We start from the raw sequence: 24,730 nt of genomic DNA on the forward strand, positions 1-24,730 counted from the left end.
TATAGATGTTTAATTTAGAAGAATTTTTATTAATGAGAGAAAAAAGAGTAGAGATTCAAAATGAAGTTATTGAAAATTTTAAAAATCCCATTTTAGTTTTGAGAGCTAACTATCCTGGAGAGGAAAAAAATAGTTTTGTTGCTAAATATATTGTTGAAATTATAAAGGATGAAATTCTAGAAATTTTCAATTCACAAATTATATATTCAAAAAAAATTGAATCTATCGAAGGGCCTACATATATATATTCAATTAATTATTCTGGTAAAAATATAAAAAAAATTGCTATGGAGATTGAAGAATCTCATATTTTAGGTCGATGTGTTGATATTGATGTTTTCGATAATAACGGTTATCCATTTTCTAGAAAAGACTTTGGTGGAGAAAAAAGACAATGTCTTCTTTGCAATGATATGGCCTTTGTTTGTACTAGAACTAAAAAACATACCCAAAAAGATGTTCAAATAGCTATTGAAAAGAGACTAGAAGAATACTTAAATTCTGAGCGTAATAAAATTGAGATAATGGACAGTTTCTCAAATCTAGCATTAAAATCAATTATCTTAGAAGTTTCTGCTTCACCATCTTTTGGATTAGTTTCACCTCATACTAACGGTTCTCATGAAGATATGGATTTTTTCACCTTTATTGACAGTGGATTTTCTTTAAATAGTTACTTTAAAAAAGTTGTAAATGCGGGGTATTCGCCCTTATCAGTTGATTTAATTTTTAAGAAAATAAGATTTATGGGAAAAGTTGCTGAAAATGATATGTTTTTAGCTACTCATAACGTTAATACACATAAGGGAATGATTTTCTTAATGGGTATTACTGCCGCTTTAAGTGCTAAAGCAAAGTATGAAAATTTATTATTTAATGATATCTCATCACTAATAAAAGACATGTGTCGAGATATTTTAAAAGACTTTAATGATATTCATAAAAAATCTTCTCTTACTCATGGAGAGAAATTATATATTAAACATGGCGTAGTTGGTGTAAGAGGAATTGTAAAAAATGGTTTAGATATTATTTTTAATAACTCCGTTGAAATTTTTGAAAAATCTTTAGTTTCTGGCGAGCATATTAACTCTGCAATGATTAGAACTCTTATATTTTTAATGAGTAATTTAGAAGATACAACCATTTTACACAGACACGATATTGAAATTCTAAATTTTGTAAAACTTAAAGCTAAAGATTTACATTTAAAATTTGATAATAACTCTTTAGATATAAACTTATTAACTGAAATTGAAAAAGAATTTATAGAAAAAAGAATTAGTCCAGGTGGAGCTGCTGACCTTCTTGCGATTACAATGTTTCTATACTTTATAAAACCATATTTTTAAGTTTTTTAAAGAGACTATTTATAAAAATAGTCTCTTTTTATATACCTATAAATATTTTATAGCTTCTTTTATAATCTCTGCTGTTAATCCCCATATAACCTTATCTTCATAGATATAAATATAAACCTCTCTTGGAGAACTCTTCCAAGGTGTATGATACATTTTAGGTAAATTTAATTCCACTGCTGGAAATACAAATTTCTCCCCATTTTCATAATAATAAGGCTTAGTTTCTACTTCTAATTTTTCAATTCTTGGAGAATTTTTTTTAAAGAAATCAACAGGAACTAAAAAACACCCTTCAACTTCATCTTCGTTTATTTTTAATTTCTTTAATTTTTTCTCTTCTATAATGCCTAAAAAAGCTTCTACCATTATCCCAGATGGTATAACTAATGTTCCTATTTTTCCTTTAACATCGACTTCATCTATACCAATCTCTTCTTTACACTCTCTTAATGCCGCTTCTAAACTAGTTTCACCCATTTCTATTTTTCCACCTGGAAAAGATATATCTCCTCCTTGCCTTACTCCTCTAGCTCTTTTTTCAAATAAAAAATATTTCTTATCATTTTTTTCAATAACTAATGCTATCACAGCTGAATTAAAATATTTTTCCTTCCCAATTATTTTTTCTGTAAAATCTATATTCATTATAACTCCCTCCTCTAAATTTATTATAATCTTTATTTTATAAAAATCCTTCATTTTTTTATTTTTGATTGTTTTTGAAAGAATTTGAAAGAAAATGATTGATTTTTATTTTACACTATGATAATATACTTTCTATAAAGGATGTGATTTTATGTTGAATATAGAAAGAGAAAATTCTATTTTAGAACTTTTGAAACAAAAAGAGGTTATAAAAATCCAAGAAATCGTTGAATTTTTAAATATTTCAGAAGCTACTGCTCGAAGAGATTTAGCTTCTTTAGAAAAAAAAGAGCTTGTTAAAAGAGTTCACGGTGGAGCTATCTTAAATAACTCTTTAGATACTACAAAGGATTTTAACATCCAATACAGAAGAAATCTTAATAGAGTGGAAAAAGAAAAAATTGCAAAATATGCCGCAAGTTTCATTAAGAGAGATTCCTATATTTTCTTAGATGCTGGAACAACAACTCTTTGTATGATTAAGTATTTGAAAAATCTTAATATTAAAGTTGTAACAAACGGATTAAATTTAATAGATGAGTTAGAAAAATATGAAATTGAAAGTTATTTAATAGGCGGTAAAATTAAAAGTAAAACTAGTTGTACTGTTGGATTTTCAGCAGCTCAATATATAAAAACTTTTAATTTTCAATATGCTTTTATTGGTGTTAATGCTGTTACTTTAGATGGCTATAGCACACCTGACTTTGAAGAAGCTCTTATTAAAAGTGAAGCTATTAATAAAAGTACGGATACTTTTTTTCTTTGTGACCATTCAAAAATTGGAAAAAGTAGTTTTACTATTTTTTCTACTTTAGATAAAGGGACTTTAATTACAGATAAGCCACTTTCTAAAGAATATAAAAATATAGTAAAAGTGGAGGTAGTAAAATGATATACACGTTAACTTTAAATCCTGCTTTAGATTATTTTTTATCCTTTGATTCTTTTATCGAAGGAAATTTAAACACTCCTAAAGAAACGTATAAACTTCCTGGAGGAAAGGGGATCAATGTATCTAAAATTTTAAAAAATTTTAACACAGAATCAATTTGTTTAGGATTTATTGGTGGATTTACTGGAGAATTTATAAAAAATACTTTAAATCACGATGGTTTAAATACTAAGTTTTTTAATGTTGATGAAGATACTCGTATAAATATTAAAATAAATAATAATGGACTTGAAAGTGAAATTGCAGGCACTTCTCCTACAATTTCAAAAGAAAATCTTCAAGAGTTACTTAATTTTTTAAAAACTAATCTTAAAGCTAATGATATTTTAGCTCTATCTGGAAGTGTTCCATCTTCTTTACCTTCTAGTATATATGCTGATATTATTGAAAGCATTCCAAAGGATGTAAAAGTTATTTTAGATACTAGAGGTCTTCCTTTTGAAATTGCTTTAAAAAAAGGCGTATTTTTAATAAAACCAAACAAGGATGAAATCAATGAATTTTTTAACTCTAATTTTTCAACTACTGAAGAGTTAGTTGAAGCTGGTAAAAAATTACAAAAGATGGGAGCTAAAAATGTTTTAATCTCTTTAGGTTCTAAAGGATCTATTTTTATAACACAAAATGAAATTTTTATAAGTGGTGTTCCTAAAGGTACTCTTATTAGTTCAAATGGTTCTGGAGATTCAATGATTGGTGGATTTATATATGGTCTTAACAAATCTTTATCTTTAAAAGAGTGTTATGAGATTGGAATTGCTTCTGGAAGTGCTACTGCTTTTTCTAAAGGATTAGCAACTTTTAATACTATGACAAATTTATTAAAAGATATTAAAGTTATTAATTTATAAATGGGAGGAATATTATGTTAGATAAAATGTTAGTAAAAGATTGTATAAAATTAAATTTAAATGCTAAAAGTAAAATTGAAGTTATTGATGAACTTGTCGATGTTCTTTACAATGCTGGTAGACTTAATGATAAAGATGAATTTAGAAAAACTATTTTAAATAGAGAGGAGCAAAGTTCTACTGGTTTAGAAGAAGGTATTGCTATCCCTCACGGAAAATCATCATCTGTTAAAATTCCTACTGTTGCATTTGGACTTTCTAAAGAAGGAATTGATTATGATTCTTTAGATGGTGAGCCATCTAAATTATTTTTCATGATTGCTGCTCCCGCTGATGCTACTGATTCACATATTGAAACATTATCTCAACTGACATCTCTTTTATTAGATGATGATATTAGAGAACAGCTTTTAAAAGTAAAAACAGAGCAAGAAGTTCTAGATATTCTTTTAAAAGAGGATAATGTAGGAGAAGAACTTGTCCCGCCTAAAGAGGAGGATAATGATTATCAAGTACTTGCAGTAACTGCTTGTCCAACTGGAATTGCTCACACATATATGGCCGCTGAAGCTTTAAACAAAAAAGCTAAAGAGATGGGAATTAAAATCAAAGTAGAAACTAATGGATCTACAGGAGTTAAAAACCACCTTACGGATGAAGAGATTAAAAATGCAAAAGGAATTATAATTGCTGCTGATAAAAATGTTGAAATGGCTAGATTTAACGGAAAGCATGTTGAAATTGTTGGAGTTAAAGAGGGAATTAAAAGACCTCAAGAGTTAATTCAAAAAGCTTTAGATCAAACTGCACCAGTGTATTCAAATAAAGAAACAAAAACATCTTCTGGAACTAGTGAAAGAAAGGGATTCTATAAGCATTTAATGAGTGGGGTTTCTAATATGCTGCCATTCGTTGTTGGTGGAGGTATTTTAATTGCAATATCTTTCATATTCGGTATAAAGGCATCTGATCCTACTGATCCAAGTTTTAGTCCAATCGCTAAACTTTTAATGGATATTGGTGGTGGAAATGCTTTCTTCTTAATGGTTCCAGTTCTTGCAGGATTTATAGGAATGAGTATTGCAGATAGACCTGGATTTGCTCCCGCTATGGTTGGAGGTTTAATTTCTGCTAATAATGGTGGTGGTTTCCTTGGTGGTTTAGTTGGAGGTTTCCTTGGTGGTTATGTTATTCTATTCTTAAAAAAGGTATTCGCTAAACTTCCTGAAAAACTAGAAGGAATTAAGCCTGTTCTTTTATATCCTTTATTTGGAATTTTAATAACTGGTGTTCTTATGTATACTGTTGTTATATCTCCAGTTGCTGCTGTAAATGGTGGAATTACTAATTTCTTAAATTCTCTTGGTACTGGTAACCTTATCTTATTAGGAGCTATTGTTGGTGGTATGATGGCTATTGATATGGGAGGTCCTATCAATAAAGCCGCTTTTACATTTGGTATTGCTGCTATTGCTGCTGGAAACTATTATCCACATGCTGCTGTTATGGCTGGTGGTATGACTCCACCTTTAGGAATCGCTTTAGCAACTACTTTCTTTAAAAATAAATTCTCTAAAGAGGAAAGAGAAGCTGGTTTAACTAACTATATAATGGGAGCATCTTTTATTACTGAGGGAGCTATTCCTTTTGCTGCTGCTGATCCAATTAGAGTTATTCCTAGTTGTGTTATAGGTTCTGCTCTAGCTGGTGGTCTATCAATGGCATTCAAATGTCAATTGCCTGCACCTCACGGTGGATTATTTGTTTTACCTATTATTACAAATCCAATGATGTATCTATTATCTGTTGTTATTGGTGCTTTTGTAACATGTATTTTAATCGGTATAACTAAACCTACTAAAAATATATAACTTATTGAGTTTAAAGGGGTTATTATAACCCCTTTTTTATTTTTTTGTCAAATTTAAAAAATTAACTGTTATTTAACTTGACATTTAAAATTAATATAGTATACTTAATATTGATAAGAGACAAAAGGAGATCAAAATGAACTCAAATTTTGAAAAGATTTTAATCAAAAATAACAAGATACTTGCTGTAAAGGACCTACAAACTTTAGAAAAAGCTCTTTTAAGCTCCTCTAAGATAATATTTCTTCTAAGTAGTGATATTTGCTCTATTGAAGAAACTACTCGTCTTATCAAAGCAAGTGGAAAACTATGCTTTATACACCTTGATATGATTCAAGGCTTAAATACTAAAGATAATTCTGCTATTGACTATTTGAAAGATAATACTTTTGCAGATGGAGTCATAACTACAAAATCTCAAGTAGCTAAATATGCACATAAAATTGGCTTTTTAGTTATTATGAGGTGTTTCTTAATAGACTCTTTATCTTTAACTACTACTGAAAAACTTTTTAATGAAACATATATCGATGCAATTGAAATTCTACCTGGAGTTATGCCTAAAATTATTGAACAAATTTCAAAGCAAAGCTCTATTCCAATTATTGCTGGTGGACTTATCTCCGATCATGAAGATGTCAATCTAGCTTTAAAAAGCGGAGCTGTAGCTATATCTACAACAAAACTAAATATTATAAATTAGTTTAGCTAGAGATATTAGAGAAGCTATTCAATTAAACAGAATTTCTTAAAATTCTCTTTTTTTGAATAGCTTTTTTTTAATATAAAAAAAATAAATATGGGAGGATATCATGAATGTTTTTGTAGCTGAGTTTATAGGTACTGCAATTCTTGTTTTACTTGGTAATGGTGTTGTTGCAAATGTGGTTTTAAACAAAAGTAAAGGAAACAACTCTGGATGGATTGTTATTACTACTGCTTGGGGTCTAGCTGTTATGACTGGAGCTTACTGCGTAGGATGGATTAGTGGTGCTCATCTTAACCCTGCTTTAACTATTGGATTTGCTGTTGCAGGTCTTTTCCCAGCTAACCTTGTTTTAGGTTATGTTGTTGCCCAAATTTTAGGAGCTATGTTTGGACAAATTTTTGTATATCTTACTTACAAAAGACATTATGACGAAACAACTGATACTGGAGCAATCTTAGGTTCTTTTTCTACAGGACCTGCTATTAGAGATTTAAAGTGGAACTTTGTAACAGAAGCTATCGGCACTTTTATGCTTGTTTTTGGACTATTAGCTATTGGTCATGTTAATAACCAAGCTTTCACTGCTACTTTACCAAATGGTGATATGGTTAGAGGATTTACTGGTATTTTAGGGCCGTTATTAGCTGGATTTTATGTATGGAGTTTAGGTTTAAGTTTAGGTGGGCCTACTGGTTATGCTATTAACCCTGCTAGAGACTTAGGACCTAGAATTATGCACGCTATTTTACCTATTGCCAATAAAGGAGATTCTGACTGGTCTTATGCTTGGGTACCTATTGCTGGTCCTATCGTAGGTGGTATTATCGGTGCTATTACTTTTGCAGCTCTTTTCAATTAAAATATAATAACTTAGGGAGGATTTTCTATGAAGTATATAATCGCATTAGACCAAGGAACAACTAGCTCAAGAGCTATAATTTTTGATGAACAACAAAATATTGTGGCAAGTGCACAAAAAGAATTTAGACAAATCTATCCAAAAGAGGGATGGGTTGAGCATGATCCTATGGAAATTTGGGCTAGTCAAAGTGGTGTTTTAGCTGAAGCTATTGCACAATCTGGCGTTTCTCAACATGATGTTATTGGTATAGGAATTACCAACCAAAGAGAAACTACTATTGTTTGGAATAAGCTAACTGGAAAACCTGTTTACAATGCAATTGTATGGCAGTGTAGAAGAACTGCTCATATTTGTGATGATTTAAAAGCTAGAGGATTAGCTGATTATATAAGAGATAATACAGGTCTTGTTGTAGATGCCTATTTCTCAGGAACTAAAATAAAATGGATTTTAGATAATGTTGAAGGCGCTAGAGAACAAGCTGAAAGAGGAGAGTTATTATTTGGTACTGTTGATACATGGTTAATTTGGAAATTAACTAATGGAAAATCTCATGCTACAGATTACACAAATGCTTCTAGAACTATGATTTATAATATTAAAGATCTTTGTTGGGATGAAAAACTTTTAAAAGAGTTAGATATTCCTAAATCTATGCTTCCTGAAGTTAAAGATTCAAGTGGAACATTTGGATATGCTAATCTTGGTGGAAAAGGTGGACATAGAGTTCCTATCTGTGGTGTTGCTGGAGATCAACAAGCTGCTCTATTTGGACAAGCTTGCTTTGAAAAAGGAGAAGCTAAAAATACTTATGGAACTGGTTGCTTTATGCTTATGAATACAGGAAGTAGAATGTACCAAAGTAAAAATGGTCTTTTAACTACTATAGCTATTGGATTAGATGGAAAAGTTGAATATGCTCTTGAAGGAAGTATCTTTGTTGCTGGTGCTGCTGTTCAATGGCTAAGAGATGAATTAAAGTTAATTACAGATTCTAAAGATACAGAATATTTTGCTAGTAAAGTTAAAGATAATGGTGGGGTTTACTTTGTTCCTGCATTTGTTGGTTTAGGAACTCCTCACTGGGATATGTATGCTAGAGGTGCTATTGTTGGACTAACTAGAGGTGCTAATAAAAATCATATTATTAGAGCAACTTTAGAATCTATTGCTTATCAAACTAGAGATGTTCTTGAAGCTATGCAAGAGGACTCTGGAATTGAATTAAAAGCTTTAAAAGTTGATGGTGGAGCATCTGCTAACAACTTCTTAATGCAATTCCAATCTGATATTGTGGGTAAAGAGGTTCACAGACCTTCTACTGTTGAAACAACAGCTTTAGGAGCAGCATATCTTGCTGGTCTTGCAGTTGGTTTCTGGAATGATAAAAATGAGATTAAACAAAATTGGTGTCTTGAAAAAACATTCGTTCCTACCATGACTGAAGAAGATAGAGATTTAAAACATAGCAAATGGAAAAGAGCTGTTGAAAGATCTTTAAATTGGGAGCTTGACTAATTTAAAAAAAAGTAGTATATTTAGATTAGATAAAAATTAAATATTAGCAATAGAGATGAAGAGAGCTAAAAAGGTATTGGTGATTGTTATATCACCACCTTTTTCTGCTCTCTTTTTTGCTATTAAAAACTAGGAGGGTATTTTATGTATGATATTTTAATCATTGGTGCTGGTATTATTGGAACTGGTATCGCTAGAGAGCTTTCTAAATACAAATTAAAAGTTGCAGTTTTAGAAAAAGATACTGATGTAGCTAATGAAACTACTAAAGCTAACAGTGCAATTGTTCATGGAGGATACGACGCTAAAGAAGGTTCTCTTATGGCTAAATTAAATGTTTTAGGTAACTCTTTATATGAAGATTTATGCAATGAACTTTCTGTTCCTTTTAAACGTAATGGTTCCCTTGTATTAGCATTTAATGATGAAGAGGTTGAACATCTTAATGTACTTTACAACAGAGGTATCATAAATAAAGTTCCTGGCTTAGCTATTATCAACCAAGAGAAACTAAGAGAAATCGAACCAAATGTTGATGAAAAAGCTATTGCTGCACTACACTGCGCTTCTGCTGGAATTGTTTCACCTTGGGAGTTTGCTGAAGCCCTTATGGATAATGCTGTTGAAAATGGTGTTGAATTATTTTTAAATACAGAAGTTGAAAATATTGAAAAAACAGATGACATTTTTCATATATATACAAACACAGGAGTTTTCCATGGAAAATATGTAATTAATTGTACTGGAGTTCACGCTGATATTATTCATAAAATGATTGCACCTGAATCATTTAAAATATTACCAAGAAAAGGAGAATATTTTGTCTTAGATAAAAATCAAGGAAAAAGAGTAAATCAAACTGTTTTTCAATGTCCTTCTAAACTTGGAAAAGGAATACTTGTAACTCCAACAGTTCATGGAAATTTACTTGTTGGTCCTGATGCTCAAGATATTGATAACAGATACGATGTTTCTACAGCTACTGATAGACTTGAGTATATTAAATTCAAAGGAAGTCACTCTATAAAAGATATTAACTTTAGAGAAAATATTAGAACGTTTGCTGGAATTAGAGCAGAATCAGATAGAGGCGATTTTATTGTTGAAGAATCATCTATTAAAGGCTTCTTTGATATTGCAGGAATAAAATCACCTGGATTATCTGCTGCACCTGCCATTGCTTTAGCAGCTATTGATTTATTGAAAGATAGTGGTGCTCATCTTATAAAAAAAGAGGATTTTGTTACACCTAGAAAGCATACTCTTTTCATGCATCTTTCACCTGAAGAAAAGGCTAAAAAAATTAAAGAGGATAATAGATTTGGTAGAATAATTTGTAGATGTGAAATGATTACTGAAGGTGAGATTGTTGAAGCAATTCATAGACCTGTTAAGGCTACAACAATGGACGCAGTTAAAAGAAGATGTAGACCTGGCTCTGGTAGATGTCAAGGTGGTTTCTGTGGACCTAGAGTTCAAGAAATTATTGCTAGAGAGTTAAATAAAAATATTAAAGACGTTATCTTAGATAAAGCTAATTCTTATATTCTAATAGAGGAGTTGAAAAAATAATGAGATATGATGTTGTTGTTATTGGTGGAGGTCCTGCTGGTCTTGCTGCTGCTAAATCAGCTTATGAAAATGGTGCTAAAAATATCGTTATTTTAGAAAGAGATAAAGAGCTAGGTGGTATTTTACAACAATGTATCCACAATGGTTTTGGACTTCATAGATTCAAAGAGGAGTTAACTGGTCCTGAATATGCTCAGAAATATATTGAATTTGTTAAACAATACCCTATTGATATTAAACTAGAAACTATGGTTTTAAATATCTCTAAAGATAGAATTGTTTCTATGATTAATCCTATAGATGGATATCAAGAGATTGAGGCTGGATCTGTAATTTTAGCTATGGGATGTAGAGAAAGAACTAGAGGAGCTATTGCTATTCCTGGTGAAAGACCTTCTGGAATATTTACAGCTGGTGCTGCTCAAAGATATATAAATATGGAAGGGTATATGGTAGGAAAAAAAGCTTTAATTCTAGGAAGTGGAGATATCGGTCTTATTATGGCTAGAAGAATGACTTTAGAAGGTGCGAAAGTAGAAGCTGTAGTAGAGTTAATGCCATTTTCTGGTGGATTAAATAGAAATATCGTTCAATGTCTTGATGATTTTAACATTCCATTACTTCTATCTCACACTGTTGTTGATATTAAAGGAAAAGACAGACTCGAAAAAGTGGTTATTGCAAAAGTAGACGAAAATAGAAAACCTATCCCTGGTACTGAAGTTGAATATGAGTGTGACACACTTCTTTTATCAGTTGGACTTATTCCTGAAAATGATTTATCTAAGGAAGCTGGTGTTATTTTAGATAATAGAACTAACGGTCCTATTGTTAATAACTCAATGGAAACAAGTATTCCTGGTGTTTTTGCTTGTGGAAATGTAGTTCATGTTCATGATCTCGTAGATTTCGTTAGTGAAGAGGGCGAAAGAGCAGGAAAATTTGCAGCATGCTACATAGCCGAAGAAAATTGTAAATTAGAAAATGTTTCTAATATAAAAAATGGTAACGGTATTGTTTATACTGTTCCTCAAGTTATTAATTTAGATAATCTACAAAACAAATTAGAAATTTTCATGAGAGTAAATAATATATATAAAAATAAAAAAATTGTAGTTAGAGAAGGAGATAATATTATTGCTAGCTTCAAAAGAGCTCACCTAGCTCCAGGGGAGATGGAAAAAGTTCTTCTTCCTGAGGTACTATTAAAAAGAATTTCTAAAGATATTGTTATTGAGCTACAGGAGGTATAGTAATGAAAGAGATGATATGTATTTTATGCCCTATGGGATGCCATTTAAATATAGATATTGAAAATGATTATAAAGTTACTGGGAACTCATGTCCTAAAGGAGCAGTTTATGGTAAAGAGGAGCTCATTGCTCCTAAAAGAGTTGTTACTTCTATCGTTAGAGTAAGTGGAGGAATTCATCATATGGTTCCTGTTAAAACAGATAAACCTATCCCAAAAGAATTAATTTTCCAATGTATGGAACTTTTAAAAGATATTAAAATCCAATCACCACAAAAAATTGGAGCAGTTGTTTTAAATAATATTTTAGGAACTGATGCTAATATAGTTTTAACTAGAGATATCTAGACTTGAATTTTGTATCTTTTTTGTTATAATAACTTTGGAGGTACAAAATGACACTTAATGAAAACGAAGTTATAAATAATTTATTAAATAAAAATTTAAAAATAATTCAAAGACCTGATTATTTTAATTTTTCTTTAGATTCACTTTTAATATCTAACTTTATATCTCTAACAAGAGGTACAAACAAAATACTAGATTTAGGAACTGGAAATGGAGCGATACCTCTTTTCCTATCTCAAAGAACCAAAGCTAAAATTACTGGTATTGAAATTCAAGAAATTTCTGCTAATTTAGCAAAGAGAAATGTTGAACTAAACAACTTACAAGAACAAATAAGAATTATTCATGATGATATGAAAAATTGGAAAAAACATTTTGAAAACGGTTCTCAAGATGTTGTTATAACAAATCCACCATTCTTCAAATTTCATGGAAATGAGAATCAATTAAATAATTTAGATCAACTTACTTTAGCTCGTCATGAGATAACTATTGATTTAGAGGAGCTTATCGGGGTAGCTTCTAAACTTTTAAAAGATAAAGGATATTTTGCAATGGTTCATAGACCTGACCGATTTTTAGAGATTGTTGATGCTATGAGAAAATATGGTATCTCACCTAAAAGAGTTCAATTTTGTCATTCAAAACTTGATAAACCTGCTAAAATTCTTTTAATCGAAGGAATTAGAAACGGTAAAGATTCTTTAACTATTCTTCCACCTTTTATATCTCACGATATGGATGGTAAATATTCAAAAGAGGTTTTAGATCTTTTCCAAGATTTAAAAATAGAAAAAGACTAGAAACACAAATGTTTCTAGTCTTTTCTATTTTTAAGATACTCTATTAACTCTTTTTTTAATTTAACAGATTCTCTAGGATTTCCTTTTGCTGAAATTGCAATCTGATAGTCATCACTATCTATATGAGCAGTAAATCTAGCTGACATATATACTTTTGATGTTATATTATTTACAAGTATATTATTATCCTCACATAAATCAACTATCATTTCATTTAACTTTTCATCATTAGTTGCTGCGACAACTAAGAATTTATCTTTTATATCTCCAGCTTTAAAATCTCTTTTTTCAATCTCCACATCTAACTCTAAGATTTCAGGAAGTATAAATGGAGCTATTACAATAACTCTAGCACCATAATCTACAAGACTTTTTATCTTTCTTGCAGCTATGTTCCCCCCTCCTACAACTAAACAACTTTTATTAGTTAAATCTATAAATAGTGGAAAAAAAGATTTTTTACTTTCCATTAGTTTCACCAATTTTTTTAAATGCCATATCTATAACCTCTAAAGTTCTATCTAAATCCTCTTTAGTATGAGCTACTGATACGAAATGTGCCTCATATTTTGAAGGTGGTGCAACTACACCATTGTCTAGTAATGTATTAAAATATATTGAATAATGTGTTGTATTAGAGTTTATAACATGCTCTAAATCTGTTATCTCATCTAAATCACTAAAGAATATTGTAAATAAAGAACCTAATTTATTTATTTTAATAGGTACATCATATTTTTTTGCAATTTTCTCTATTGAATCAGTCATATATATAACTTTTTCCTCTAACTCTTTATATAGAGTTTCTCTATTTTCCAATAGGTGACTTACCATTTCAAATCCTGCTCTAACAGCAACAGGATTTCCAGATAGAGTTCCTGCATGATAAACTCTTCCAACAGGTGCAATCATATCCATAATCTCTTTTTTTCCACCAAAAGCTCCTACAGGATAACCTCCACCTATTATTTTACCTAAAGTTGTTATATCTGGAGTTATTCCATAATACTCTTGAGCTCCTCCTAAAGCAACTCTAAATCCAGATATTACCTCATCAAATATCAAAAGAGTTCCTGTCTCATCACATATATCTCTCATAGCTTGTAAAAATTCTTTCGAGCTATTTATAAGTCCCATATTAGCCGGTACTGGCTCCATTATTAAACACGCAACTTCTTTAGTTTCCAAAATCTCTTTAACTTTTTGAATATTACCAAAAGGAGCAACTAATGTATCTTTTAATACTCCCTCTGTTATTCCGTTACTATCTTGATATCCATCTGTTAATAATCCTGATCCAGAACTAACTAATAGTGAATCTGAATGTCCATGATAACATCCTTCAAATTTTAATATTTTATTTCTATTTGTAAAGGCTCTTGCAACTCTAACTGCTGCCATAGTTGCTTCAGTTCCAGAAGTTGTAAATCTTATCATATCCATTGATGGATAACACTTACATACTAATTCAGCCAATTCAACTTCCATTTTAGTTGGTAGTCCAAACGAACTTCCTAACTCTATAGCTTCTCTAACACCTTTTAAAACTCTTTCATTATTATGCCCTAAAATAAGTGGACCCCATGAACAAATATAATCAATATATTCATTCCCATCTTCATCGTATATCTTTGATCCTTTTCCTCTATTTACAAAAATTGGATATGTTTTATCAACTGATTTAAAAGCTCTAACAGGACTATTTACTCCTCCTGGTATAATCTTCACAGCTTTTTCATATATCTTCTCTGAATTACTATATCTCACTTAATTTACACCTCTTTTTAACCATTTTGCTATATCTTTAGCATGGTATGTTATTATAATATCTGCTCCAGCTCTTCTCATAGCATACATGTTTTCCATAACTATTTTTTCTTCATCTATCCAGCCATTTTCTGCTGCTGCTTTTACCATAGAATATTCACCACTTACATTATAAATAGCAACTGGATTTGATATAGCATCTGCTACTCCCTTAACTACATCTAAATAAGGCATTCCAGGTTTTACCATTATTATATCAGCACCCTCTAAAATATCATTTTCAACTTCTATTAAATAATCTTTAGAATTTCTAAAATCCATTTGATATGTCTTTCTATCTCCAAACGCTGGAGCTGAATCAGCTGCATCTCTAAATGGTCCATAATAAGCTGATGCATATTTTACACTATATGCCATAATTGGTAAATTTATAAATCCATTTTCATCTAATATCTCTCTTATAGCTTTTATTCTACCATCCATCATATCTGATGGTGCCACCATATCTGCCCCTGCTTTAGCATGAGAAAGAGCTACTTTTTGTAAAAGTTTTAAAGTCTCATCATTTAGTAACTCCTCTCCTCTTAAGATTCCACAATGTCCATGAGATGTATATTCACATAAACACACATCTGTAACAACTAAAAATTCTGGAAATTTAGATTTGATAAATCTTATCGCCTCTTGAACTATCCCTTTATCATTGTATCCTTCACTTCCTACTGGATCTTTCTTTTTAGGAATTCCAAATAAAAGCAATGATTTTATTCCTAAATCTTTTAATTCTACTAGTTCCTCTTCTAGTCTATCTATTGATATTCTATACTGCCCCTTCATCGATGGAATTTCAACTTTTATATTTTCTCCCTCTTCTATGAATAGTGGATAGATTAGATTATCTAAAGTAAAATCTATATTTTTCACTAAATTTCTCATAACTTGAGAACTTCTTAGTCTTCTAGTTCTATTAAACATATTATTTCTCTCCTATTACTGCAATTACTCCATCAACATCAAAAACTTTTGCTTCTAAAGCCACGTTATATCCTAATTCATTTAAAGTTTTTGTAGTAACTGGTCCTATTGACACAATCTTTTTATCCTCTAATAATTTTAAATCTCCTTGGATACTCTCATTAAATGCTTCAACTGTTGATGAACTTAAAAAAGTTATATACTCTATTTCATTTAATACATTCTCTACTTCATCTTTAGAATAGATATGTTTTCCAGTCTTGTACACTACTAATTTTTCAAATTTTCTATTATATTCCTCACTCCATTTTTCACAATTAGCAGGAGAGATATCTGAAGTTATAAATAACACCTTATCATTTTCTTTTGTATAATTTTGTACTTCTTTTGCTAACTCTGTTCCCATATATTTCTCTGGAATAAAATCTGGTATTATTTTATATTCTCTTAATAGCTCATCTGTTTTAGCTCCAACAACACCAATTTTTAGATGACCTAAAGATCTTATATCCTTTATGTTTTCCATAAAGTACTTCACCCCATTTGGAGAGTTAAACAAAAGAGCACTATAATTTTTTAAATCTTTTTCATCAAAATTATAAGCATTTTCTATTTTTATAAAAGGTAGCTCTCTTACAGTAGCTCCTTGTATTCTTAATTTTTCACTAAACTCTTGTGATTGATTAGTGTCTCTTGTCACTAACACTTTTTTTCCAGAAAGAGGTTGATTTTCAAACCATTTAAAAGTTTCTCTCATGTTTACAACATCACCAATTATTGTTATAGCAGGTGGAACAATCTTTTCAGATTTAGCTCTTTCTACAATATCTTCTAAAGTTCCAACAGTTACTCTTTGGTTTTCACTTGTTCCCTTTTCTATTACTGCTACTGGAGTTTTAGGATTTTTACCATTTTTTATTAAATCACCTGTTATTAAATCTAGGTTTTTAATCCCCATTAAAAATACTAAAGTTCCATCTAATTTAGCTATAGTCGAAAAATCATGCCATTCTCCATTTTCCATTGTATGTCCTGTAAATACATGGAATGATCTTGCTAGTCCTCTATGTGTAACTGGAATTCCTGCATACTCTGGTACAGCTATTGAAGAGCTTATTCCAGGTATAATTTCAAAAGGAATAGAGTATTTAACTATTTCCTCTATCTCTTCTCCACCTCTTCCAAAAACAAAAGGATCTCCACCTTTTACCCTTGCTACAACTTTTCCCTCTAAAGCCTTTTTAGCCAGCGTTTTATTTATTTCATCCTGAATTACTCCACCTTCAGTATTTCCTTTACCTAAATATATCATTTCTGCATCTGCTTTAGCTAACTTCAACACTTTCGGGTCTATCAATCTATCATATACTACGCAGTCAGCTTCCTCTATGCATCTCTTTCCTTTCAAAGTTAAAAGATCTATATTTCCACAACCTGCTCCTATTATGTAAACTTTCCCCATTTTATTATTAACCATTTATTTTCTCCCTTATTTTTGCAGCTAATTTGTGTGCTATCTCTTTTCCTAATACTTCATCTTCTAATACTTCTGCTTTATACATAATATCATCTTGGCAGTACACACCTCTTAAAAAAATCTTACCATCAAATTTTTCCCCTGTACATCCCATCGGTGTATGACATCCTCCATCAAATATCTTAGAAAACTCTCTTTCTATCTCTACAATTTTTTCTATTTCTGGATTATGAATAGATTTTAAGATATTTTTTACAAACTCATCGTTTTCTCTACATTGAATATGAAGTGCTCCTTGAGCTGGAGCTGGCATCATTAAATCATAATCTAACTCTTCAGTTATTCTATCTCTTAATCCAACTCTTTTTAATCCTGCTGCTGCTAAAAGAATAGCATCATACTGACCTTCATCTAGTTTTCTAAGTCTTGTATGAATATTTCCTCTTAATTGTTTTATCTCTAAATCTGGTCTTAAGTTTTTTAATCCCATGGTTCTTCTCAATGAACTAGTTCCTACAATAGCTCCTTCTGGAAGCTCTAATAACTTTTTTCCACTTCTTGATACAATAACATCCCTATTATCTTCTCTATCAGGAGTTGCTCCACAAATTAAACCTGGCGGAGAAACTATTGGCATATCTTTCATTGAATGAACTGCTAAATCTACAGTTCCGTCTAACAATTCGTGTTCAATCTCTTTTGTAAAAAAGCTTTTTAAAGATTTATCACTATTATTCCAGTTACTAACTAAATCTTTATCTCCACTTGTTACTATAACCTTTATTTCAAATTTTAACTCTGGAAAATTCTTCTCTAATCTTCCTTTTATCATTTCACTCTGAGCTAAAGCTAATATGCTTCCTCTACTTCCTATTACGATTTTTTCTTTCATTATGCTATCCCTTCTTTGTATTCAAACCATTTTTTTAAGTTTATCATCTGTTCACCAAGCATATATTCATATTTAGTTAATAAATTTTCCCTATTTTCTAAATTTTCATAATACACTCCCCAAACATCATCTATATTGTATAAATTTATGTTTTTTAATTCATTAAGCTCTTCTTCAATATCTCTAGGAACTGCTAAATCTAAAAATACATACTCTTTATTTTTATTTAACAAAGGTTGTATCTCTTCTTTTTTTATAATTGCATGAGGAGCTGAAGTTGCTGATATTATTACATCACTTTTTGCAACTTCTTCCAATTTATTTTCAAAACTTATCACATCTGCATTATAAATATTACTAACCTCTAAAGCTTTATGATAACTTCTATTTGTTATAGTTAAGCTTTTGTATTCCTCTTTTGTTATAAGCTCCATTATATCTCTTGCTAAATCTCCTACTCCTAAAATAAGAATTTTCTTATCTTTTAACTCTGAAACTCTATTCTTGATAAATTTTAAAGATATTGCTTCTAAAGATAAAGCATTATGACATATTTTACTTTTATTTCTAAATTTTTTTCCCAACTCTATTGCTTTATTAAAAATAACATTAATATTAGAGCTTGATATTTTATTTTCCATACTTGTTAATTGAGCTTTTTTTATTTGAGCTAAAATTTGATCCTCACCTTTTATAACAGATTCAAAACCACAAGTAACTCTAAAAAGATAGTTTACAGCATCATGCCCTTGCTTTATAAAAATATCTTTTAATCCTATATCTTTTTGAAAATCTGCCACTGAATAGTTTTTATCTAAATCTAAGTAGTATTCTACTCTCAAGCAGGTTGACAAGTTAACATAACCCACAATCTTTTTCTCTTTAAATAATCTTTCAACTACAGAAGTGGGGTCATTTTGTATAAAATTCTCTCTTTGATATAAATCCAAATTTTTATGACTTATTCCAAAAACAATAAAATGTTTAAAATACATCTAGATTCCTTCTCTCCACGATTTATTGATTACATATATATATTATAATACTTTTTTTTAATATTTTTAAGCCTATTTTCGAAAAAATTATATTATTTTTGAATGAAAAAGCTATAAATCATCAAAAAATATTATAACGTACATATAAATAATATAAATGAAAGAGAGTGATTTTGTAATCACTCTCTTAAACATTTGTATAAAAAGTTACTAGTAAATTTTTTAAGTTTATAGAGCTTCTCCCTATATTTTTTAATTCTAATAGTTTTTCTAAATTTTTACTTCTATTTCCTATAAGAGAAATTGTATAATTTATGATTTCTTTTATTAACTCTCTATCTGAAGTATTCAAAAGAATTTCATCCACAAAATACAACTTATCATTTAATGTTAAATAGTCTTTTGTATTTAGAAAATCTCTTATAGATTTATATATCTCTACTTTATACTGAAACTCTTTTGTATCTGTCCAATTTTTTATATTATGTCCAATTCTTTCAAAAGAACTACCCTCATTTAAATCTATTTCACTATTTTTATAATCTTCTATCTCTTTTGATTTTCCTAAAAAAAATCTGTACTCCTCTTGAGTTACTCCAATCTCTTCTGCGCTCTCCTGAAGAATATTTAATAAAATCGATCTAGATTTTATTGTTGGAAGAACATTTAATCCCGTAGAAGTTAATATAAAAAAACTTCCACTATTAGGTTCTTCTATTAATTTTAATAACGCATTTGCTGATTCTTTTCTTAACCTTTCAACATCTCTTATTATATAAACTTTTTTCTTTCCTTCGTAAGATGTTGTTGAATCTCTATAAGCTAACTCTCTAATTTTTTCAATTTTAATACCTGTTATATCATCTAAAATTTCTAAATCTCCATGAGTTTCACTCTCTATTCTTATACAACTTTCACAAACTCCACAAAAATCATCTGTATAATTAATACAGTTTAAACTTTTAGCAAAAGCCTTTGCAAACTTTTTTAAAAGATCTCTATCAACTCCGTAAAAAAGGTATGTTCCTGCTTCTCTTTTAAAATTAAGTTCTTTTTTTAAAAAATCAATAGCTTTTTCATTGGAATTTAAATCTTTAAACATTATCTTTCAGCCTTTTCAATCTTTCTTAAAATAGATATTTGATCAAGAGCCATTCCAGCTCCTTTAACTACACTCTCAAGAGGGGAGTCTGCTAATCTTACGTTTAGTGAAGTATGTTTTGAAATTAATTCTGGGAAGTTTCTAATTAAAGAACCCCCTCCTGCCATAACTATTCCTCTATCTATTATATCTGCTGCTAATTCTGGTGGAGTTTTTTCTAAAACATCTTTTACACAAGTTACAATCTCCATTAGTGAATCCATAATAGCTTCTCTAATCTCTTCTGATCCAACAGTAACAGACTTAGGTAGCCCAGTTATCAAGTCTCTTCCTTTTATTGTCATTGTTTCCTCTTCTGTTAAAGGAATAGCTGTTCCTATTTGCATTTTTATACTTTCAGCTGTTTTATCTCCTATTAATAAAGTATGTGTTTTTTTAATATACTTTATTATATCCATATCAAAATTATTTCCAGCTGTTCTTATCGTTTTACTTACAACTGTTCCACCTAGTGATATTACTGCAACGTCTGTCGAACCTCCACCAATATCAACTATCATATTTCCTTCTGGTGCTGATATATCAATTCCAGATCCTAGCGCAGCTGCTCTTGCCTCTTCTATTAAGTAAGCCTTTTTAGCTCCAGCTGAAAGAGTAGCTTCTAATACCGCTCTTTTCTCTACTCCAGTTACATCAATTGGAACACAAATCATAACTTCAGGCATAAACAGTGAGTATTTTCCAAATACCTTTTTTATAAAATACTTTATCATAGCTTCTGTTATATCGTAATCAGCTATTACTCCTTCACTTAAAGGTTTTACTGCAACTATCGAATCTGGTGTTTTTCCTAGCATATCTTTAGCTTCGTTTCCAACAGCTAAAACTTTTCTACTTTCTCTTTCCACTGCTACAACAGATGGTTCATTTAATATTATTTTTCCATGTTTTTTACTATATACTAATGTATTTGCTGTCCCTAAATCAATTCCAATACTTCTACTAAATCCAGGTAGTTTCAATTTGAATCCCACTTACTATCACTCCTTAACCTAAGTTTTTTTCCACAATTTTATTTATTTCTTCTATTTTTCCCTCAACATAAAGCGCACCAATTAAAGCTTCAAAAGCTGTTGCCTCTTTATACTCCATAACACTACACGATTTAGGAAAAGTTTTTATGTTACTATTTTTAGATCTATTTACCAATGTTAATTTATCTTCATCTAATTCATCAATTATATTTTTTAAATACTTACTTTGAGCTTGAGCATTTACATGTTCTTTTACAAGTCTATTTAAATTCTTTATATTGTACCCTTTGTTTATAAAATATGTTCTTATAGAAAGTTCCCACACAGAATCACCTAAATATGCTAAAACTAATCCATTTGCTTCACGCACATCTAAATTGACCATGTTGTTTTTTCCTTTCCATCCTTTATTTTAATTCCCATCTCTAAAAGTCTATCTCTTACTTTATCTGAAAATGCCCAGTCTTTACTATCTCTTGCTTCTCTTCTCAGTTCAAGTAAAAATTCAATTAGTTCTGTTGTCATATTTCCTACTTGAACCTCTACCTTTAATAGAACTCCAAATACCTCTTCCATAACCACTCTTATATATTCAATTGTATCTTCTAACACTTCAAATCCAACTTTAGAAATTTTATCAATCTCTCCAGCTTTATTTAATTCTTTTACAAGTTCAAATATAGCTCCTATTCCACCAGCTGTATTAAAATCTTCATCCATACATCTTATAAATTTATCTTTTGATATCTCTAAAGTTTCTTTTAACTCTGTAAGGTCTGATCCATTTTCAACAGGTTTTGATGTTAAAATCTCTTTTCCTCTAGATATAGCATTTTCTATTCTTTCTAATCCAGCCTTACTTTGAACTAGTTCATTATCGGAAAAATCAATTGGCTTTCTATAATGAGAACTTAAAATAAAGAATCTTACTACTCTTCCCTCAAATTGCTCTAATACCTCTCTTAAAAGGAAGAAGTTTCCTAAAGATTTAGACATCTTCTCTCCCTTAACATTAATATAACCATTATGAATCCAGTATCTAGCAAATTCTCCACCTGTTCCACATTTTGATTGTGCAATTTCATTTTCATGATGTGGGAATATTAAATCTTGTCCTCCTCCATGAATATCAAATGTAGGTCCTAAATATTTATTTGACATTGCAGAACATTCTATATGCCATCCAGGTCTTCCTTTTCCCCAAGGTGAATTCCAGAAAGGTTCTCCCTCCTTAGCTTTTTTCCATAAAGCGAAGTCTAATGGATCTTTCTTTATCTCTGATACATCTATTCTTGCACCACTTTTTAAATCATCTATACTTTGGCCTGATAATTCTCCATACTCTTGTTTGTAACTATTTACATCAAAGTATACGTCACCTTGAGATTCGTAAGCATATCCTTTTTCAATTAATGTTTTTATAATTTTTATCATTTCACCTATATGCTCTGTTGCTTTAGGTCTTATCATTCCTTCTTCTTTTAAATTAACTTTTGCTGTATCTTCAAAATATGCATCTATATATTTTTTTGCTATATCCTGAAGAGTTACTCCCTCTTCATTAGCTTTTTTTATCATTTTATCATCAACATCTGTAAAGTTTTGAACATATTTTACTTTATAACCTCTAAACTCAAAATATCTTCTTACTGTATCGAAAAATATGGCTGGTCTAGCGTTTCCAATGTGAATATAATTATAAACGGTAGGTCCACAAACATACATTGAAACCTCTCCCTCTTTTAGAGGTTTAAATATTTCTAATTCGCCTTTAAGTGTATTATATATTTTTATCATTTTACGCCCTCCTATTTAGCTGTTTTTAATAGATTAAGTGCTGTTTCTTCATTTAAAATTGTACTTATTCGTAGTCTATTCTCTTCTGCTATTCCTTTTAGCTCAGCACTTCCTATTACCTCATTTTTAATCTTTAAATCTATATATCCAGATATAAATTGCTTTTCATCGATGTTTACATCTATCAATTTATCACTACTTAAAGTTGATACTTTACTATCATCTTTTGGATTATTTATATAAACACTTGAAGATACCCCTTCAATAAAACTATTTCTAAAGAAATAGTTTAAAAAGAATAAAAATGATCTTAACTCAGCATCTCTTGTACTTCTTAAATAAAGTTTATTTTTTTCTATAGTTCTTTCTCCTGATAATCCATCTTGAGCTATACCATTAAAGCTTTTTATAATGTCATTTTTTCCACCTATATTTGCAGTTAATGTAACTTGCTCTTTTTTGTTTACTTCTCCTGTTAGTACAAGTTCATCAAACCCTCCTAGAGGATTTTTTCCAAGATTTAATATCAACATTCCTAGATTTTTTCCTTTTTCTCTATCTAGTATTTTTAAAAGATTTTGATTAAAATATTTTTCATTTTTTAATATTCTTTCAATGTCTTTTTCTCTTTTTCCTATTAAAAAATTACCTTTTTCTATTTTTAGATATACTTTTTCACCATTTAAATACTTTTTGCTATACTCATCTTTTAATACGTAAAAATCATTACTTTTATTAAAATAAGTTTCAACTTTTAATGTTATAAATGGATATATATATCCAAAATCTACAATTCCTACACATGCTTTTTTATCTGATATAAAACTACTATCTGAAACTACATATAGTCCTTTTACATAACTTAATCCTCTTTTTACCTTATCATCAATATTAAAATCTGCCTTATTTAAAAGATTTATAACATTTTCAAAATTTTTATGATTAATATCTTCATTTACATATGCTACATTTATTCTGTCACTTAAATACACTCTAGGATTCTCTTTACTAGCATAAAACACACTTATTAAAATACTAACTCCACATAAAAATCCTAAAGTTATTTTTAAAGTTTTTTTCATCGGTACTCCTTTTAATAAATTTATCTACTTTTCTTTATTCTGCTTAATTCATTTAGTACTAAATCTATTTTTTCATTTTTACATGATCCCGATGCAAATCTAACTTTTATTATCTCTTTTTTCTCAACTAGAACGTTTTTTCCATCCTCTTTGAAGTATTCCATTTTTTCTATCGTATCTCCTGATGGATTTATTGCAAAACTTCCACCCCAGAAGTTTACACCATCCTCTACTCCCACTCTATTTACCATAATAACAAAACATCCGTTACTAATGGCTGTTGTCTTACATATAGACTCCCAAAGATTACTTATTTCTAACCCTTTACTTGAAAGTCTTGTAGGACTATTTGCTATAACAAAAATTGTTTGTGCTCCATCTTGTCCTAAAATATATGAACTACTTTGATGAAAAATATCTTCACATACTAGCATTCCAATTCTACCAAACTTTGTATCAAAGGCTCTTATATTTTCTCCCTCTTTAAAATATCTTCCCTCATCAAAAAGTCCATAAGTTGGAAGATAAACTTTTCTGTGCTTGTGTTTTATCTCTCCATCTTCTAAGTAAAATGCTGTATTATAGTGATATAAATCTTCACTTAACTCTACTGCACCTACTATTATTGATATTTTTTTAGATAGCTCTAATAATATATCAGGTACTTTATCTAAAGCAACATCATAAACCATCTCTTCTAACAAATATCCAGTTAGAGATAATTCAGGAAAAACAACAACTTCTGTCCCTTTTTCAATTTCCTTTTCTACTATATCAACTATTTTTTTTAAATTTTTTTCTGTATTTCCCAATATTGGCTTCATCTGAGCTAAAAAAACTTTCATTTCCCTCTCCTTTATTA

24 protein-coding genes are annotated in these 24,730 nt (G+C 29.8%); 11 read left to right on the plus strand and 13 right to left on the minus strand.

What is annotated here, in order from left to right; genetic code table 11:
- Window positions 1–5 precede the first annotated feature (5 nt).
- The gene (citX, locus tag HMPREF0202_RS14995) at window positions 6–1,352 is read left to right on the plus strand and encodes a citrate lyase holo-[acyl-carrier protein] synthase (protein WP_023051018.1); all 1,347 of its coding nucleotides are present in this window, start codon (window positions 6–8) and stop codon (window positions 1,350–1,352) included.
- Between the two features lie 45 nt (window positions 1,353–1,397).
- On the opposite strand, the gene HMPREF0202_RS11755 is transcribed toward citX, so the two are convergent.
- Window positions 1,398–2,006 carry an NUDIX hydrolase gene (locus tag HMPREF0202_RS11755; protein ID WP_040407401.1) on the minus strand — a complete coding sequence of 203 codons (609 nt, stop codon included), beginning with the start codon at window positions 2,004–2,006 and terminating at the stop codon, window positions 1,398–1,400.
- A 151-nt stretch (window positions 2,007–2,157) separates the two neighbouring features.
- Between HMPREF0202_RS11755 and HMPREF0202_RS11760 the strand changes: the two genes are divergently transcribed.
- From HMPREF0202_RS11760 to HMPREF0202_RS11805, 10 genes are all read left to right on the plus strand, one after another.
- Entirely contained in the window at window positions 2,158–2,901 is a 744-nt protein-coding gene (locus HMPREF0202_RS11760; protein ID WP_023051020.1) for a DeoR/GlpR family DNA-binding transcription regulator, read from the plus strand.
- The gene (gene pfkB / locus HMPREF0202_RS11765) at window positions 2,898–3,812 is read left to right on the plus strand and encodes a 1-phosphofructokinase (protein ID WP_023051021.1); all 915 of its coding nucleotides are present in this window, start codon (window positions 2,898–2,900) and stop codon (window positions 3,810–3,812) included. Before HMPREF0202_RS11760 ends, pfkB begins: the two co-directional genes overlap by 4 nt.
- 14 nt (window positions 3,813–3,826) lie before the next feature.
- Window positions 3,827–5,683: a PTS fructose transporter subunit IIABC gene (locus HMPREF0202_RS11770; RefSeq protein WP_023051022.1), complete on the plus strand. Its 1,857-nt coding sequence runs from the start codon at window positions 3,827–3,829 to the stop codon at window positions 5,681–5,683.
- Window positions 5,684–5,819: 136 nt separating this feature from the next.
- Window positions 5,820–6,386, plus strand: coding sequence for a glycerol-3-phosphate responsive antiterminator (locus HMPREF0202_RS11775; protein WP_023051023.1), 567 nt, complete (start codon window positions 5,820–5,822; stop codon window positions 6,384–6,386).
- A gap of 109 nt (window positions 6,387–6,495) precedes the next feature.
- Complete coding sequence (locus HMPREF0202_RS11780) at window positions 6,496–7,251, plus strand: MIP/aquaporin family protein (RefSeq protein ID WP_023051024.1); 756 nt, start codon at window positions 6,496–6,498, stop codon at window positions 7,249–7,251.
- A gap of 27 nt (window positions 7,252–7,278) precedes the next feature.
- A complete protein-coding gene (glpK, locus tag HMPREF0202_RS11785) occupies window positions 7,279–8,772 on the plus strand; it encodes a glycerol kinase GlpK (protein ID WP_023051025.1) in 1,494 nt (497 codons plus the stop codon).
- Between the two features lie 144 nt (window positions 8,773–8,916).
- Entirely contained in the window at window positions 8,917–10,344 is a 1,428-nt protein-coding gene (locus HMPREF0202_RS11790) for an NAD(P)/FAD-dependent oxidoreductase (protein WP_023051026.1), read from the plus strand.
- The gene (locus tag HMPREF0202_RS11795; protein ID WP_023051027.1) at window positions 10,344–11,597 is read left to right on the plus strand and encodes an NAD(P)/FAD-dependent oxidoreductase; all 1,254 of its coding nucleotides are present in this window, start codon (window positions 10,344–10,346) and stop codon (window positions 11,595–11,597) included. Before HMPREF0202_RS11790 ends, HMPREF0202_RS11795 begins: the two co-directional genes overlap by 1 nt.
- Window positions 11,598–11,599: 2 nt before the next feature.
- Window positions 11,600–11,944, plus strand: coding sequence for a DUF1667 domain-containing protein (locus tag HMPREF0202_RS11800; protein ID WP_023051028.1), 345 nt, complete (start codon window positions 11,600–11,602; stop codon window positions 11,942–11,944).
- Between the two features lie 47 nt (window positions 11,945–11,991).
- The gene (locus HMPREF0202_RS11805; RefSeq protein WP_023051029.1) at window positions 11,992–12,747 is read left to right on the plus strand and encodes a tRNA1(Val) (adenine(37)-N6)-methyltransferase; all 756 of its coding nucleotides are present in this window, start codon (window positions 11,992–11,994) and stop codon (window positions 12,745–12,747) included.
- 14 nt (window positions 12,748–12,761) lie between these two features.
- On the opposite strand, the gene HMPREF0202_RS11810 is transcribed toward HMPREF0202_RS11805, so the two are convergent.
- The 12 genes from HMPREF0202_RS11810 to HMPREF0202_RS11865 all read right to left on the minus strand — a co-directional run bounded on the left by HMPREF0202_RS11810 (window position 12,762) and on the right by HMPREF0202_RS11865 (window position 24,713).
- Complete coding sequence (locus HMPREF0202_RS11810; protein WP_023051030.1) at window positions 12,762–13,217, minus strand: precorrin-2 dehydrogenase/sirohydrochlorin ferrochelatase family protein; 456 nt, start codon at window positions 13,215–13,217, stop codon at window positions 12,762–12,764.
- Window positions 13,207–14,514: a glutamate-1-semialdehyde 2,1-aminomutase gene (gene hemL / locus HMPREF0202_RS11815; protein WP_023051031.1), complete on the minus strand. Its 1,308-nt coding sequence runs from the start codon at window positions 14,512–14,514 to the stop codon at window positions 13,207–13,209. Before hemL ends, HMPREF0202_RS11810 begins: the two co-directional genes overlap by 11 nt.
- Entirely contained in the window at window positions 14,515–15,489 is a 975-nt protein-coding gene (hemB, locus tag HMPREF0202_RS11820; protein ID WP_023051032.1) for a porphobilinogen synthase, read from the minus strand.
- Between the two features lies 1 nt (window position 15,490).
- Entirely contained in the window at window positions 15,491–16,966 is a 1,476-nt protein-coding gene (gene cobA, locus HMPREF0202_RS11825; RefSeq protein WP_023051033.1) for a uroporphyrinogen-III C-methyltransferase, read from the minus strand.
- Window positions 16,959–17,858, minus strand: a complete 900-nt coding sequence (gene hemC / locus HMPREF0202_RS11830) for a hydroxymethylbilane synthase (RefSeq protein ID WP_023051034.1) — start codon at window positions 17,856–17,858, stop codon at window positions 16,959–16,961. The genes cobA and hemC overlap by 8 nt, the downstream gene beginning before the upstream one ends.
- The gene (gene hemA, locus HMPREF0202_RS11835) at window positions 17,858–18,853 is read right to left on the minus strand and encodes a glutamyl-tRNA reductase (protein ID WP_023051035.1); all 996 of its coding nucleotides are present in this window, start codon (window positions 18,851–18,853) and stop codon (window positions 17,858–17,860) included. Before hemA ends, hemC begins: the two co-directional genes overlap by 1 nt.
- Before the next feature lie 187 nt (window positions 18,854–19,040).
- Window positions 19,041–19,955, minus strand: coding sequence for a hypothetical protein (locus HMPREF0202_RS11840; protein WP_023051036.1), 915 nt, complete (start codon window positions 19,953–19,955; stop codon window positions 19,041–19,043).
- Entirely contained in the window at window positions 19,955–20,989 is a 1,035-nt protein-coding gene (gene mreB / locus HMPREF0202_RS11845; RefSeq protein WP_023051037.1) for a rod shape-determining protein, read from the minus strand. The genes HMPREF0202_RS11840 and mreB overlap by 1 nt, the downstream gene beginning before the upstream one ends.
- A 13-nt stretch (window positions 20,990–21,002) precedes the next feature.
- Complete coding sequence (locus tag HMPREF0202_RS11850; RefSeq protein WP_023051038.1) at window positions 21,003–21,374, minus strand: Mini-ribonuclease 3; 372 nt, start codon at window positions 21,372–21,374, stop codon at window positions 21,003–21,005.
- Complete coding sequence (gene cysS, locus HMPREF0202_RS11855) at window positions 21,362–22,786, minus strand: cysteine--tRNA ligase (RefSeq protein ID WP_023051039.1); 1,425 nt, start codon at window positions 22,784–22,786, stop codon at window positions 21,362–21,364. The genes HMPREF0202_RS11850 and cysS overlap by 13 nt, the downstream gene beginning before the upstream one ends.
- A gap of 11 nt (window positions 22,787–22,797) precedes the next feature.
- Window positions 22,798–23,868 carry a hypothetical protein gene (locus tag HMPREF0202_RS11860; protein WP_023051040.1) on the minus strand — a complete coding sequence of 357 codons (1,071 nt, stop codon included), beginning with the start codon at window positions 23,866–23,868 and terminating at the stop codon, window positions 22,798–22,800.
- A gap of 20 nt (window positions 23,869–23,888) precedes the next feature.
- The gene (locus HMPREF0202_RS11865; RefSeq protein ID WP_023051041.1) at window positions 23,889–24,713 is read right to left on the minus strand and encodes a nitrilase-related carbon-nitrogen hydrolase; all 825 of its coding nucleotides are present in this window, start codon (window positions 24,711–24,713) and stop codon (window positions 23,889–23,891) included.
- Between the last annotated feature and the right edge of the window lie 17 nt (window positions 24,714–24,730).

Source organism: Cetobacterium somerae ATCC BAA-474 (assembly GCF_000479045.1).
Classification (GTDB): domain Bacteria; phylum Fusobacteriota; class Fusobacteriia; order Fusobacteriales; family Fusobacteriaceae; genus Cetobacterium_A; species Cetobacterium_A somerae.